Source organism: Bradyrhizobium sp. 154 (assembly GCF_023073875.1).
Classification (GTDB): Bacteria; Pseudomonadota; Alphaproteobacteria; order Rhizobiales; family Xanthobacteraceae; genus Bradyrhizobium.
On sequence record NZ_JADPKG010000051.1, the window covers coordinates 131,339 to 146,191 of the forward strand.

At 61.6% G+C, this 14,853-nt stretch carries 9 protein-coding genes and 4 pseudogenes; 2 read left to right on the forward strand and 11 right to left on the reverse strand.

Going from position 1 to position 14,853, the window contains the following annotated elements; all coding sequences use genetic code 11:
- Positions 1-2: 2 nt before the first annotated feature.
- From IVA92_RS13640 to IVA92_RS13660, 5 genes and pseudogenes are all read right to left on the reverse strand, one after another.
- Positions 3-182, reverse strand: a complete 180-nt coding sequence (locus IVA92_RS13640; protein ID WP_247278033.1) for a hypothetical protein — start codon at positions 180-182, stop codon at positions 3-5.
- Between the two features lie 95 nt (positions 183-277).
- Positions 278-472, reverse strand: a complete 195-nt coding sequence (locus IVA92_RS13645; protein ID WP_247278034.1) for a hypothetical protein — start codon at positions 470-472, stop codon at positions 278-280.
- Between the two features lie 3 nt (positions 473-475).
- Positions 476-1,277: pseudogene (locus tag IVA92_RS13650) on the reverse strand (ferredoxin--NADP reductase).
- A gap of 904 nt (positions 1,278-2,181) precedes the next feature.
- Positions 2,182-3,234, reverse strand: a pseudogene (locus IVA92_RS13655) (IS630 family transposase).
- A 582-nt stretch (positions 3,235-3,816) separates the two neighbouring features.
- On the reverse strand, positions 3,817-4,137 hold the full coding sequence (locus IVA92_RS13660; protein WP_247278035.1) for a DUF736 domain-containing protein: 321 nt from the start codon (positions 4,135-4,137) through the stop codon (positions 3,817-3,819).
- A gap of 413 nt (positions 4,138-4,550) precedes the next feature.
- Here IVA92_RS13660 and IVA92_RS13665 point away from each other — a divergent pair.
- Positions 4,551-4,708: pseudogene (locus IVA92_RS13665) on the forward strand (DUF736 family protein); the annotation flags it as partial.
- A gap of 102 nt (positions 4,709-4,810) precedes the next feature.
- Here the strand turns inward: IVA92_RS13665 and IVA92_RS13670 are convergent.
- The 6 genes and pseudogenes from IVA92_RS13670 to IVA92_RS13695 all read right to left on the reverse strand — a co-directional run bounded on the left by IVA92_RS13670 (position 4,811) and on the right by IVA92_RS13695 (position 12,262).
- Positions 4,811-5,161, reverse strand: a complete 351-nt coding sequence (locus IVA92_RS13670) for a hypothetical protein (protein ID WP_346658122.1) — start codon at positions 5,159-5,161, stop codon at positions 4,811-4,813.
- 139 nt (positions 5,162-5,300) lie between these two features.
- On the reverse strand, positions 5,301-6,224 hold the full coding sequence (locus tag IVA92_RS13675) for a DUF2493 domain-containing protein (protein WP_247278036.1): 924 nt from the start codon (positions 6,222-6,224) through the stop codon (positions 5,301-5,303).
- Between the two features lie 333 nt (positions 6,225-6,557).
- Positions 6,558-7,619 carry a toprim domain-containing protein gene (locus IVA92_RS13680; protein WP_247278037.1) on the reverse strand — a complete coding sequence of 354 codons (1,062 nt, stop codon included), beginning with the start codon at positions 7,617-7,619 and terminating at the stop codon, positions 6,558-6,560.
- Entirely contained in the window at positions 7,619-9,919 is a 2,301-nt protein-coding gene (locus IVA92_RS13685; RefSeq protein WP_247278038.1) for a strawberry notch C-terminal domain-containing protein, read from the reverse strand. Before IVA92_RS13685 ends, IVA92_RS13680 begins: the two co-directional genes overlap by 1 nt.
- A gap of 179 nt (positions 9,920-10,098) precedes the next feature.
- Positions 10,099-11,197 (reverse strand): annotated as a pseudogene (locus IVA92_RS13690) (ParB/Srx family N-terminal domain-containing protein).
- 108 nt (positions 11,198-11,305) lie between these two features.
- Positions 11,306-12,262 (reverse strand): zincin-like metallopeptidase domain-containing protein, encoded by a 957-nt coding sequence (locus IVA92_RS13695; protein WP_247278039.1) that lies wholly within the window; start codon positions 12,260-12,262, stop codon positions 11,306-11,308.
- Positions 12,263-13,298: 1,036 nt separating this feature from the next.
- Here IVA92_RS13695 and IVA92_RS13700 point away from each other — a divergent pair.
- A partial coding sequence (locus tag IVA92_RS13700) for a reverse transcriptase domain-containing protein (RefSeq protein ID WP_247278040.1) occupies positions 13,299-14,853 on the forward strand: 1,555 nt, incomplete at its 3' end.

The following is a 14,853-nucleotide window of genomic DNA, read 5'->3' on the forward strand; positions in this document are numbered from 1 at the left end:
TATCATTCACAAGCGTCGACCTCCTCGTCGGGGAATTTCTCAGCGTCCAGCTCCAGCCTGTTTTTCGCCTTTTCCAGCTCCCGTGTGACTAGCACGTAGTCTTCGAACGTGCTCGAGCCGCTGATCTGCGTGTCGATCAACAGCCGCAGCTCGTGCCTGAACTGATACTTGCTGACGATCATTCGCCTTTCCTACTATTGCTGGGTTCAGGTACGAGATCCAACTTTTCGAGCTGGCGCGTCGAACAGTTTGCGCTACTTCGGCGTCGCTCAGAGACTCACGAGCGCTCCGACTTTCCGCCCCCGACGCTCTTTACGACGTTGCGTAAAACGATTTCAGAAAGCTGCACTACCTGCCGTTTGAGAAACACAACCAGCTGTGTGAGACGAAGAATTTCTTGTTTGCAGCGCTCTAGCTCGCGCTCTTCGTCTGTCATCGTCGATGCTTCATGGCGATTTGTACTTGTCGTCATGGTTCATATGCCCTCCTTCTGCGAGACGAATCTATTTCGTTCTGCGAACTCTTTTTCGAACACGAATTGCGCCGGCTTGCCTTGATCCCCATCGACAACCCTTCGCCACCAATAGCTCGCGGGGATCGCGCACCAAGCCGGGGCTGCCACAGATCATGATGCGGTCATGCTGCGGCTCCAGTTCCGGCAGTTCGATCTCCGCGAACAGCTTGCCTGAAACGATCAGATCGGTGGCCTGGCCGCGGTTACAGAAGCAATCGCGCGTCACGGTCGGATAATAGATCAGCTGGTACCGCACGAAGTCGCCGACCAGTTCGTCGCACGGCAGTTTTTCCGTGATCATCTCGCCATAGGCGAGCTCGGTGACGCGGCGGCAGCCATGCAGCAGCACGACATTCTCGAATCGCAAATAGGTTTCGGGATCCTTGATGACGCTCAGGAACGGCGCAAGCCCGGTGCCGGTGCCGATAAGATGCAGATTGCGCCCGTCCTCGAGATTATCGATGACCAGCGTCCCCGTCGCCGTGCGGCTGACGATGATCTCGTCACCCTCCTTCAGATGCTGCAGACGCGAGGTTAAGGGACCATCCGGTGCCTTGATCGAGAGGAATTCCAACCGGTTCTCGTAATGAGCGCTGGCGAGGCTGTAGGCCCGCAGCAGCGGCTTCTCGTCGACCTTGCGCCCGATCATCGTGAATTCACCGCTACGGAAGCAGAACGACGGATTCCGGGTCGTGGTGAAGCTGAAGAGATTGTCCGTCCAGTGATGGACGCTCAGTACTTTTTCCTGGCTGAACTTGCTCATCTCACCGTCCCGGCGAAACTAAGGCATGATCCGAATCCACGGGCCGCGTTCGCGCAAAGTTTGCATCAGTTTTCCGAATAATCATACTACAAGCACCAGATGAGGCTCTCGATGAAGTAGAGTCGGACCGATAGCTTCGCGCCCACAACCGCTTTGTCTTTCATGTGAAGATCGGCCTGTGTCCCTCCTGTGGCGATCAATCCCAGGCGCTGCCCATTCACGTAGATTATCCAATCGCTTTACTCTTCCGCCCGCCGGCCTCCCCAGATAAACTTTTTGCCCAGTTCACGCGGGCCGGTAGGCTGGCTTTGCCAGCTCACTCCCGGCCGAGTGGCCGTGCCCCTCCTCGAGCAGCCGCAATGGCAGATTTGGGCGCATTTGCTCCGACAAACATAGTACATTGCGAACAAACAATCTCGTTTCGCACGTGAGTGTGGTGTCTCGGCTTCAGTGGAGCGCTTCGTACAAAACACCTGTTCCATCTCGCCTGGACCTTGCGCTCGGTTCCAACGCTACTGGAACGAGAACCCCAACGAGGATCGACGCTCCGAGATTCGCCGAGATATCAATCCCCTGAACATGCTTCCTACGACCGTGTGATTGCTGAAGCAGACTGTAACAACTCTGCGATTCTGCTTAATGCAATGAGGCGCGTGTTCACGGCTAAATCCTGCATCTTGGCCACCTTCTTCGATGGATTTCACGCCGCACATGGTCCCGAACTTTCCCGGACAGCGGCCTTGTCATGACGGCACATGCTCGGTCCGATGCAGACAGCCGCGTGCTTTCAGCCTCCCCTCAAGCAAGGACTAAAGCCGAAGCACAAGAGACATGGGCACGGACTTCGAGGTCTGCATCGAGCGGCAGTTCGGCGGAAGGTCCTGTCCTGAACAAGATCGCAACATCACATTGTGTTTGTCGGGGCATTGTACCGGCAGAAGCGTTCGATGAATGGAAGGATGTGATCGGCGGACTTCCTCCATCGGGACGGTTTGGGATGGGCGTTGTGTCGATCAATAAACGAAGTGATGTCTGCCCGGAGGGCGGCGACGCTGCGCCCGCCTGATCTTTTTATCCGGGAGGAGAACGAAGAAAGGCCCGGCCTAGTTGAGCCATGACGAACTGGTCGGGGTCAGGTGCACGTGCCAGCGCTGTCTTTTAGCCATCCATCATTGGATCAGCGCGGACTTATGCGTGGCGTAATTGTCCATGACGAGATGGACCTCGAGCTCGCGCGGCACAGCGGCCTCGATCTCGTCGAGGAACTGACGGAATTTGGCAGCACGGCGACCTCGCTAGCACTTCGCCGTTGGCTCGTGCTGTCGCAATGTCGAGAGCGGCGAACAGCGATGTGGTGCCATGTCTTCTGTAGTCATCCTTCCTTCGGGCCGGCTGGCCGGGACGCATCGGCAGCATGGTGGCTGCGGTCCAGCGCCCGGATTGGGACTTCTCATCCACGCATAGAACGACACGAGCTCCGGCGGCCGGACGTAAAGGCCCACAGCGTCGCGCACTTTGGCCATGAAGTTTGGATCGTGGAGAGCTTGACGGTCTCCGTCGGGTGCGGCTGGAGCCCGAAGGCCGGCCAGATGCGTTGCACGGTCGACACCGACAGGCCGCTGGCTCGCCATGCCGCGGGAACTCCGATGGATGGCGTTCTCAGGGCAACTCTCCAATGTCCTCACGATCGCGGCTTCGATGCGGGCATCCTCAACCGTACGCGGCGCCCGAAGCGTGGCTCGTCGACGCGCCGCTCCACAAAACGCCGCCGCCTACCCTCGACCCCTCAAGGCCCAGCTTGGCCGCCACTTCCTTGTTCTGACCGCCTTCCGCGCAGGTCAGCACGATTCGCGCTCGCAGCGCCAGCACCAGAACCGTCTTCCGCCGCGTCGTCAGCGACTTGTTCGGCACGAACTTCATCGCTCAATGTCAGGGAGGCAAGTTGCCGGAGCGCCATCACATTCTCCGTCCCGCGGCGCATTTTTGAACCAAAGGTGATGTTGCTCTCCCTGAATGCGCACTACAGCACACCAACCGTGGGTGCCTGTCTGTTGCTGCCCGATGCAAGATCAGCAGACGGTTGCGCAGCGGCGAGGCAGACGCGCTCCGCACAACTGGGACCAGCATCGGCAAGGCCTCGGTTCCCCAAGAGCCACGTGCCTACAGTGCCGGCAGTGACCACTCATATATGGTGGCCTCGGGAGGCAATCTGAGAACCGGAGAATTGATGTTTCTCGACTGGCTGGCCGACACGCTGGGTGTTCACTTGTGCTGAAGGCTCGGTTCAGCCACCCAGAGGAGCGACAACACCGAAGGGCTGGCCTAAGGTCGCAAGCCGGCGAGCCAGTTCCAAGAAGAAATAGCACTGCTGCGTAAGAGCGACTTTATGACCACCCAAATCGGTAGTGGCACTGCGAGCTCTAGAAGGCGAAATCACGAAAATCGACTGCGGCGATGCAGCGGCGCAGCGTTGATGTTTTCGACTTTAGGCTCCAAAAGGAACCCGCCCGATCAACTCGGGCGGGCTTTAGAGCGAGTCTCACTCGCCGTTCTTGCGCGGCCGCGACCAGAGCAGGGTGTACCCCTCGCCGCCTTCGTCATCGAACAGGTTCGCGTAGATCGGTGCGTTGAAGGAGGGATCGTCGAGCTTGAGCGAGAGGTAGTCGCGGCCCTCCTCGGAGCGCTTCGACCAGGCTGCCCCGATCTCCGCCCGGCCCACGTAGATGCGGTGGCTGGGCGCGTTGTCGCTGGAGCGGTTGGTTTCGGCGACGATGCGGACGCCCTTGGTCTGAAGGCTCAGGGTGACGATCTCGCCGTGAAACTCGTTACCGACTTTCTTGAACGAACCGATATTAGCCATGTTACTTCTCCTGTTTGTGTTTCGAGCCCGCGACCACCGCGGCCTCGATGGCGATCTGAAGCCGAAGACGATCGGCGACGCACCCGCTTGAAGGGCCGGAGCGCAGCGGAGGACGCCGTTGTGGCGACTTTCTTGTCTCGCGAGGAATGGGCGAAGCCCAGGGGAAGAAAGTCGCATCAACGGCGTTGCGGCTCAGACGATCGAGGCGCAGCCGGTCTTGGGCCAGATCAAGCCATCAAAGAGGCCACGTGCGTCGCGTGCTGAACCGCAATAAGCAGAAGACGTGGCATATCTCGGTTCCTCTGAACAAGAGCGGCGAACGATCCGGCGTAGAAAGAGAAACAATCTGCTGCAAAGGGCTGAAGTCCTCTTCGAAGGAATGATCAAGGGGCACGCCGCACCGCTGCAGCTAAGTGGGTTGGGCCGAAATGGACGCGGATTGGTCAAGGCACTCCGAGAAGGACTGGCTCCCTGCTCGCGTCCCGATGATCCCTCATTCAACGTACCGATCTACGCGAACCTGTTCGATGATGAAGGCGCAAGGGTCATCCCTTGCGGAGAGTGGCGGTAAGAACTGGCTGGAACCGCTCCACCGCCCGACCTGACTCGAGTGGGCGGGTCTTCGCCAAAACTCTCAAGCGCGTTCATGCCGCGCCGCCGATGCAAACCGCACCTAGGCAAGCGAAGGCCTCGCGCAAAGCCAGCGAAGCCCCCCGATCTGCGAAAGCGCAAACACTGCTTCATAGCCGGCGATTGCCGCAGGGACGGCAAATGCGCTTCCGATCGCGACGCGCAAAGTCAAGGACTGACTAGCGGCGATGGCGACCTGACCAGCGGCAAGCGTCAGCGCGCCAGAAGCAATTCCGATGAGCAGTGCACCGAAAACGCCCGCGCCATCACGAAATGCCGACATCCAGACACTGAGTGCGACGAAAAACGGCAAGGCATAGACCGCCAGCGCAAAGGTCAGCCAGCAGAACAAGCCGATGCCGAATGTGTTGAGGACAAGCCGAAGGGCGAGCATGGCGGTGGCTCCAGTGCATAGATATACTGGTCGCGCCTTCCACCACCACCGCGGCGCGGCTTCGGACCTGATATCGAAACGAGGCGGAGTTGCGGCGAGCAACTCCACCCTGCCATCTTAGATGCGAGCAAGACGGCGCTCACGCGCCGCCGAACTTCCAGACGGGAATGCCGAGCCGCTTCGCCTTGTCGGCGAGATTGTCCTGGATTCCAGTGCCGGGGAAGTACATGACGCCGATCGGCAGGAGCCCGAGCATGGCGTCGTTGCGCTTGAACGGTGCCGCCTTGGCGTGCCTGGTCCAGTCGGGCTTGAAGGCGATTTGCGGTACCTTGCGATTGATCGCCCATTTGGAGGCGATGAGTTCGGCGCCTTTCGGGGAGCCGCCATGGACCAGGACCATGTCGGGATGCTTGCCGTGAACCTTGTCGAGGCGATCCCAGATGAGGTGGTGGTCGTTGAAGTCGAGCCCGCCGGTGAGTGCGATCTTGGGTCCTGGCGGCACCAGGACCTCGGTCTCGGCGCGGCGTTTCGCTGCGATGAAGTCGCGGGAGTCGATCATTGCCGCGGTTAGCGTGCGGTGGTTGACCAGTGACCCCGACCGCGGACGCCAGGACGAACCGGTGTGGACTTCAAAGCGTTCGATCGCCTGGTCGCGGAAGAGTTCCAGGCAGTTGCGGCGCTCGATCAGCGTGATGCCTTCAGCCGTGAGGCGCTCGAGTTCGACCGATCGTACTTCGGAGCCGTTCTGCTCGCGCTGGCTCTTGTGCTGCGCCTGCTCGTTGTCGTCGAGCTGGCGTTCGATGCGATCGACGGCACGACGGAACAAGTTGACGGTCGACCAGAGCAGATCGTCAAGGTCCGGCTCGAGCCGCGTGTCGTTCAGGGTCGCGACCAGGGCGTCGAAGATATCGGCCACGGCCCCGGAGATCATCTTGCCTTCGGGAAGCGGTCTCGGGTCAGGCTGGTCGTCGAAGGGACGGTAGCCGAAGAGCTGTAGTTCGGTGAGCACGTGGTCGGTCGGAGAAGAGGCGTGCGGCGGTTCGACGTCGTCATGGTCGGTCATGGAAGGAGGTCCTTTGCCGGGTTTGGCCGCGCCCTTCGCGGCCTTCGTGGCGATCACTCAGACGGCGGGCGGAACAGGCCAGAACCCGAAGGGCCGAAGCGGCAGCGGAGGATGGCGAAGGCCGGCTATTTTGCTTCGCGATGCAAAGCGCGCTGACTAGACATATGACGTGCGTTTCAATTGCCGGCGCGCGGCGGAAAATAGCCGGACGCAGCCATTGCCGGCCCGGGCCGCTTGCCGTCCGATCGCCCTCTAGAAGGCCGAGGTCGCGTCCCCTTCCGGTATTGGCCTCGCCCATGACCGACCTGTCACGGTCGATCGAACCGTCGTGACCTATTCCGCGGGCACCGTCGACGAATGCAAGAAGCGGACGACATCCTCGGGTACGAGCTGAATCCGCAAGGCCGCTCGGAGACCGTCGAGACCGAAGACGTGCAGATCTTCGTTGAAGTCGCCCAGCCGTGGCGACAACGCGATCGCTTCAATGCCGGCGTCTGCTGCGCGCTGGGTCAGAATGGCGAGCACCGTATCACCGGCGGCATCGGCATCGCGAGCGATATAGAGCCGACGCAAGCCAGACGGCAGCAACATGGCTGCGAGGTGGTTGGCCGAAAGCGCAGCGGCCATCGGCATTGTCGGCAACACGTAGCGCAGCGACAGCATGGTCTCGATGCCCTCGCCGGCGGCGAGTATATCGTCCACCACGCCGAAACGAACGGCATTGCCGAGGAGGTCGCCCATCGCGCGTCGTGGCGTATCGATCGGAGCCTTGCCGAGCCGAACGCGATCAAAGCCGACCGGGTCGAGCCAGGTACGGTGTACCCCGGTGATCCTGTCATCGAGATCAGTGACAGAAGCGATCATCGCTGGCCAAGTCTCGATCGGCAGGTGCTCGTCCGGCCGATAGTAGCAGCGCGGGTGGAAACGCAGACTGCCACCATGATGGACGTGAGCTATTCCGCGATTCAGCAAATAGGATTCGACCACGGTCCCCTCGATCGGGCTGGATATTGCAAAGAGCCGACGGGCAGCCTCTTGCGATTTGGCCGGTGCTGCCGGACCGACGGGCCTTGAGAAGAGTTCCGGTTCAGCGCGAGGCAATTTCAGGAAGCGTCTTGCTTCCTCGGCGGTCTCGCGGAAGTCACGCAATCCCAGGCTTTCGCGGATGACGTCGAGGAGATCGCCATGCTCGCCGGTCGCGGCGTCTGTCCATTTGCCGGCAGGCCCCTTCGGCGATTCCTGGAGCCGCACGAACAGCGAGCGCCCCGGGGTGTTGTGGACGTCTCCGACCAGCCAGTACCGCCCTTGCCGCTTGCCGTTGGAGAGATAGTGGCGGCACACCGCCTCGGCCTCACGCGCGAGGCGGCGTGCCAGTTCGATGGCATCGCGGGGCATCAGGCGGCCTCCCGCTCGCTGATGCGCGCGACTGGATACTGCTCAAGCACCTTCGCCAGGATCTCGACGCCGCTCGCGTCGGTGGGCCCGAATATGCGCAGCTTCCAGGAGATGATTCCTCCGAAGAGGCCGTAGGCCCGCAAGCGGTCGCGCATCGTGTCGTTGAACCCAGACAGTTCGATGCGGTATGCGCCCATCACCCGGGCACGGCGAAGCTGGAGCCCCTCCGCGAGCTCGAGGACGGTCCGCCCCTCCATCAGCGCGGCGAAGGCCGCGTCCGGCGTCAGTGCCGGCGCGTCAGCCGCAAGGAGGTTCGCGACCCAGGTCGCGGAGACCTTGCGGCCGATGACGCGCTCGCCCGCATCGGTCTGGAGCCGATAGACCCGCGTCGGCTCGTTAGGCAGCCGCTTCCAGATGGGCAGTAGCAAGCCGGCCACGACGTGAATCATGCTTTCCGTGAACTCGGGGACCTCGGCGAGCTCCGCCAGCCAGGCTGCGGCGAAGCCATCACGGTCGGCCTCGACCCAATGGCTTTCCGCCATCATCGTCAAGCGAGCGCGGTGCTGCTCCATGGGGTGGATCAGGCGGACGCGCCGCTCGATCTCGCCGTCATCAAGTATGAAACTCGGAGCCGGGAGCTGTAGGGCGGCACGGCCCGATCGCTCATTGATCAAGAGGACGGCACGATGGTCGGAACGACGAGCAAGAGCATCATCCAGGCTCACCGGATGAGTGCGCTGGCGCTGGGTAATCGTGAGAAGCCGGGTCTCGGCGCCAGTGCCCGGATGGGTATAGATCGTGCTCCGGTCGGTAACGACGAAGCTTTCGGCGCGGAGCGTTTCCAGTCCCAGGTCATAGGTGCCGGATGCGACCGCGCCCTCGATCCGAGCGGCCAAGAGCTGCTCGAACACGGTGAACAGGATGTTCTGAAGTTCGATCGTGAGCGCCAGCAGCCGGTTCAGGAAGGTCGTGATCGGCGGCAGGTCATCCCTGGGCCCGTTGGTATCTGTTAGCTTCAGGCCGGTTGCACCCTCGAATGTCTCAAGTGAGCAGCCGTCGACCTTGCCACGCGCGAGCAGCGTATAGAGCTGGCGCAACGCATCCCGTCCGTACTGGCTTTCGAGATTGTCCTCGGGCCGGAACAGGCCCTGCCCTCCGGTTTGGCGCTGGCCGCGCGTAATCGCTCCCAACGTGTCGAGCCGGCGAGCGATGGTGCTCAAGAAGCGCTTCTCGGCCTTCACGCCGGTCGCAACGGGCCGAAACAGCGGCGGCTGCGCCTGGTTGGTCCGGTTGGTCTGGCCGAGACCCTGGATCGCGGCGTCCGCCTTCCATCCGGGCTGGAGCAAATAGTGGACCCGCAGGCAGCGATTCCTGGCCGACAATTCGGCGTGGTAGCTCCTGCCCGTACCGCCCGCGTCGGAGAACACGAGGATCGCGTAGACAGCGCCATCGATGGCGGCAGAGAACACAACTCGCGCGCGTCCCTGAAGGCGAACGAAGGCATCTCGCCACGCCGGATTGTCCGGCCCAAAGCTTGCACCCGTGATGGCGACCAGACGCCCACCGTCGCAAAGGCGCGCCAAGGCCGAAGCGATGTGCCGGAGCGCCGCGTCCGCCATTCGCCGATCGACATTCGCCAGCGCCGAGAACGGCGGATTCATTAAGACGACGCTAGGTACGAAATCGGCTTCGAGGTGATCATCGATCTGGGCGGCGTCGAACCGGGTGACCTCAACGCCGGCGAACAGGTGATCCAGCAACTCCGCACGGGGTTCGGACAACTCGTTCAATACCAATGCGCCGCCGGCGAGCTCGCCAAAGATGGCGAGCAAGCCGGTGCCCGCAGACGGCTCCAAAACCCAGTCGGAAGGCGTGATGCAGGCCGCGGTACATGCAGCCAGCCTCAGTGGGATCGGCGTCGAGAATTGTTGAAGCGCCTGGCTGTCCTCGGAACGCCGCGTGTGCGTCGGCAGGAGACTGGCTACTCTCGCCAGCATCGGCAACATCGCCGCCGTCGAACCAGCCTTGGTCCCCATCGCCGGACCGAACTTGCGAAGAAATAGAACGGTGGCCGCCTCGCAGGTGTCATAGGCGGTCTTCCAATTCCAGCTACCTGCCGCATCCGAGGCGCCGAAGGCAGCCTCCATGGCGCCACGCAGGACGGCGGCATCGATGCGCCGGCCGCGTTCGAGATCGGTCAAGAGCTGTCGCGCAGCCCTGACTGCAGCGGAGGTGATAGTGGCAGCGGCACGCATCGGGAGCGGCGCGGCGGCAGCGCCGCTTGCGAGAGAGTCGGTCATGGGATTTCTTTCGGAGAGCAGGAACGGGTCGAATCGCCCGGCGCTCTCCTCAAGACCACGGCGATTCAAACCCATCCCGGCCCCACTCTCCCTCTCAGCCTCGGTCATAAGAATGGGGACCGACGCTGTGCATCGGTCCCCGAGCAAGCGCGGGACAGCCGGAGCCAGCCCTTATGCTGTCACTCAGCCGCGTCGAGCTGTTGCGGATGCTCGTCGCTGCCGTTCTCCGGATCCTCCTCGCCAGCGAGGAATTCTGGCAGCGGGCCCGCTTCACCTTCCGGCTCCGCCGAAGACGGGCTGGAATCGTCGAGGCGCAGCGGCTCCGGCAACCAGCCCGAGCCATCCAGGAGACGCTCGGCCTCCTTGGCCATGTCGGCCTTCTTCAGATGGTCGATCAGTTGCGCCGACGACTCGCCCTTGGCTTCCCGCACCGCCTCCAGAATGCGAGGCTTAGTGACGCGGCCGATGTAGTTGTTGACTTCCAGCCAGCCTGCACCATGTCAACTCCGGCAGCGCGCTAGCACGTTGGCCTGGTCGAGACGCGTGCGGACGCCGTGGGCTGAGACGCGACCCTGATTGTAACGATTGGCCGGCTGATAGACGGCGTTGACCGCAAAGGAGGCGCAGTGGGCGAACAGCGACGCCTGTGCACCACCATCGAGAGCCGTCAGCGCATCCCAGAGATCGTTCTCGCTCTTCGGCAACCGTGCGTTCCAGCCCTCATGCCGCACCTCGACAGCCTTAGCCGAGACGCTTTCCCTCAAGCCCGGAGCTTGAGCAGGAAAGGTTGGCGTGCGCAGCCAAATCTCAGCTCCCGGACGAAGCAAACCGGTAAAAGGCCGTCAGCACGAAGTTGTGCAGCACTGCCTGGAACGCGATCGCAGGATTTTCGGCCAGCGCATCCCGCAATGCCAGCGTACGGTGCGCCGTCAGTTCAATGATGAGCCGATCTAGCAACGGCCTTGCCGGGTCTTCCTCCTCGGCTTCGCGCACGACACACGGAACGACCTGCGTCTTCGCCATGCGCTTCTGCTTGACGAGAAGTTCCAGTGCGCGATAACGCCGACCGCCGAACATGCCGGTTTCGTCACCCTCTCCATCGAGTACAGCCCGGACATTTAGGCTCTGCAAGAGAGTGCGCTGCGCAATGCTTTCCGCGAGCTGCTCGATCGAAACGCCCGCTTTCACGCGCCGCACGTTCGACTGGCTGAGCACCAGCTTGTTGAGCGGAATGTCGCGCGAGGGTGACAGCGTGATCTTTTGGACAGCCTTGGTCATGTGGATTCTCCACGACGGGCGGCCGGGAGCCTCTCTCTCGGCCTCCAACCCGTCGCGAAAACCGCATCTCCCCTCTCACTCTCGTTTCCGAAGTGACTGGCAAGATCTTTACGCGGCCTCCTGCTCCGCTCTCTCGGTCGTCATGTCGACAACAACTTCCGGCAAGAATCCAAGGAGATAGTCCGCAACCTTGCTGGCTTGTGAAGCAGCTCGCACAATCGCGCGATTGTCTTCTCGCAGCACTTCAAGCCAGGAGCTAATATAGTCGGCGTGCCGCACCGTCGGCACGATACCGAGCGAAGCGCAACTGAACGCAGACGAGATCTCCGCAACCAGTTCCTCAAACGCGTACTTCCTGGTCCCGTAGCCGCCTGACAAGTCGCGGTTGAGACGTGACGGATGGCCGCTGGCATGCGCCAGCTCATGCAGGGCCGTTCGATGCCAATTGATCGGCTCGAAATAGGCTTGCGGTGGCGGCACCTGCACATAATCTTCTGCCGGCACATAGAAGGCGCGATTGCCGCCGATCCGGAAGTCGATCCTAGTCGCCTTGATAAGCTTTTCGACCCGGGGCTCGATCAGGCCTGGCGGCGGAGGCGGTGCCGTCGTTGTGATCTCGGAAGGCAAGCCCTCGCATTGATCACTGTTGAACACCGTGAAACGCTTGAGGAATGCAATGGCCTGCGCTTCCTCACCGTTCTCGCTCGCGCGCCGCTTTTCGTCGGCCGGCACAAAACGATCGGCGTAGACGATGGTCGTGCCGCGCTCGCCCTTGCGGACGTGACCGCCGAGCAACAGCGCCTGGCGAAATGTAAGCCAGCTCTGACCTGTGAATGCGCGCTCGGTTGCGGCCGCCCAGAGGATTAAGATGTTAATGCCGCTATAGTGGCGACCGGTCGCGGCGCTTTTCGGCAAGGCCAATTGCGCCTTCGCCGCCGCGGAGCCCCATGGCTGCACCCACGGCACTCCGCCGGCTTCCAGCTCGGCGATGATCTTGTTGGTGATTTCGTCATAAAGGCTCGCCCGGTCCTCACCGGTGCACGCCCGAGGATAATATCTGGACATCGCGGATCTCCGCGACGGGCGGTGCGAGCCTCTCTCGCAGCCTGTAACCCGTCACGGCAAATCCGCACGACACTCTTACTCTCAGCCTCTCCGCGAGAGAGTGCGAAATCTACGAGGCGGCCCGCCTTCCGTCCATTTCATCATAGGGCTTGGCCTTGACCGCCCAGGGCCGCAGGCCCTGATCAGGCGTGCGCCAACGGCGCATCACCTCAGCGGAAAATGGCACCCGGAGAGCGTGAGCATAGCGACCCGAAGGGGCACGCTGGTCCGAGTGCAGCGACGAGACCGGTTAACAGCGGCACCCGGGAACGGGGCAGTGATAGCGATCGCCGAAGGCGAGCCCCCTTTCCCGAGTGCCCCCGGCGAGGAGCTCCGAAGCTCTTGGCGCGAGGGATCGAAGCCGGGACGGCGTGCGCCGTTGAGGCGTGGAGAAGAAGGGAGTGTTCGAAAGAATGGAGCCTGCTGGTTATGGCTCTTACTTGCCCGGCTTACCGGTGTCGGAAACGACTGAAACTCCGAAAGGAGAACGGGACCAAAGCATGCCGGGAAACGTCTCGAAATCGGGCGCCGCAGCCCGGTGGAGAGCACAGAGTAAGGTGTGCATGGTGAAAGCTGTATTGCCTGAATCCCAGTTTCCAGTTGCCAAAGGGCTGGCCGTAGCGAACGCGGCTGACACGCTATGCCACGCGGGGCAGACCGCACCGGCCAGTGCGATCTGCCACCAGTCCGCGTGGGACGACCACCATCGGTGGGTCAAGGAGACGAATGGGACACCTAAACACACCGCAACTTCCTGCACACGCAACTACGGGATCGCCTGCAGCAGGCTCTTTCGAGGACCTGTATGGCGACGGAGCCGTCATAGTACCCAAACGCCCGGCGTAATGGCCAGGACAGCCGCCGCGAGGTGGACGATCATGCGTATAAGGCCGGGTGACCGGACCGAAAGCGCCTCCGATCGGGGGAAGGACGATGCCGCCAACAACGGCATTTGCAGTATGCGTAGAAGAGATTCTTCGACGGAGAGGTTCTGCTGATGCAGGCCGCTACCATCCAGAGAAGAATTGAATCACTGCCGACTTTGTCGCGGTCGGGTAAGCGCGTAAATGGCCTTCACCGCCTGATGAGATCTCCGCATCTCTTCGAGTGGGCCTACGAAAAGGTCTCCCGCAACAAGGGAGCCCTGACGCCGGGTGTAGATGGTAAGACCTTCGACGGCATGTCGCTGGCGAAGCTCGCCGATGTCGCCAGGCGCGTAGCAGACGGCACTTATCGCTTCCGGCCAGTCCAGCGGGTCTATATCCCAAAGGACAACGGCAAAACACGACCGCTGGGTATCCCAACGGTGGAAGACCGGCTCGTTCAGGAGGCGGTCAGGATTCTGCTCGAAGCGATCTACGAACCTGTGTTCCTCGATGAGTCGCATGGGTTCCGCCCGAGACGATCCTGTCATACCGCACTCAAGTCCATCAAGAAGACCTGGACGGGCTGCAAGTGGTTGGTCGAAGTGGATGTGCGTGGGTTCTTCGACAACATCGACCATGACATTCTGCTTGGGCTTCTAAAGAAGCGGATCGATGACGATAGGTTCATCGCTCTGATCGAAGGAATGCTCAAGGCAGGTTACATGGAAGATTGGGTCTACGGACGCACTTACAGTGGCACGCCACAGGGCGGGATTGTCTCGCCCCTGCTCGCCAACATCTATCTGCACGAGCTGGACCAGCACATGCAGACGATGAAGACGGGCTTCGACAAAGGCCGCGACCGACGTCCATTCCCGCGCTATGCGGCGCTGGAACGGCGCGTCCTCAGTCTCCGCCGGAAAATTGAACGGCTCCGCGCCGACGGCGCGGATCGGGCCCAGATCGACGCTGCAGTCGCGGAGATCAAAGCCATCAACAAGGAGAGACGGAAAGTGCCCTCCGTCGATCCGATGGACCCTAACTTCAAGAGGCTCCGCTACTGCCGCTACGCCGACGACTTCCTCATCGGCGTAATCGGGAGCAAGCGGGAAGCGTGTGAGATCATGGATTGTGTCGAACAATTCCTGACGCAGACATTGAAGCTCACGGTGTCGCCCGAGAAAAGTGGGGTCTATGCCGCTTCAAAGGGAGTGACCTTCCTCAGTTATCGCATCTCGACATACACATCCTACGGGGCTGGACGCAAATCCAACCGCACGGGACCGGACGGACGGACATGGCGCGTGGTACGCCGGCCGACCACCGGGAATGTCAGCCTGCGAGTGCCGCGGAAGGAGGTTACCGCGTTCTGCAAGCGACACGGCTATGGCGATCTCGCCAGAAAAACTGGCCGTCCTCGCGAGCAGTTCCTGGCCACCAGCGATGTCGCAACCGTCCTCGCCTATAACTCAGAGTTCCGTGGTTTTGCGAACTACCATTCGTTTGCTGATGACTTCAAGGGCGCCTTGGGACTGTTGGAGCTTGTTGTGTTCCGCAGCCTTGTGAAGACGCTGGCGATGCGACATCGAACGACGAGAGCGAGAACCATGGCACGTCTGTGGAAGGGTACGGACTACGAGGTCAGCTCCGTGGTCCGTGGTAAGCTTCGCAGCATCAAGCTGTGGA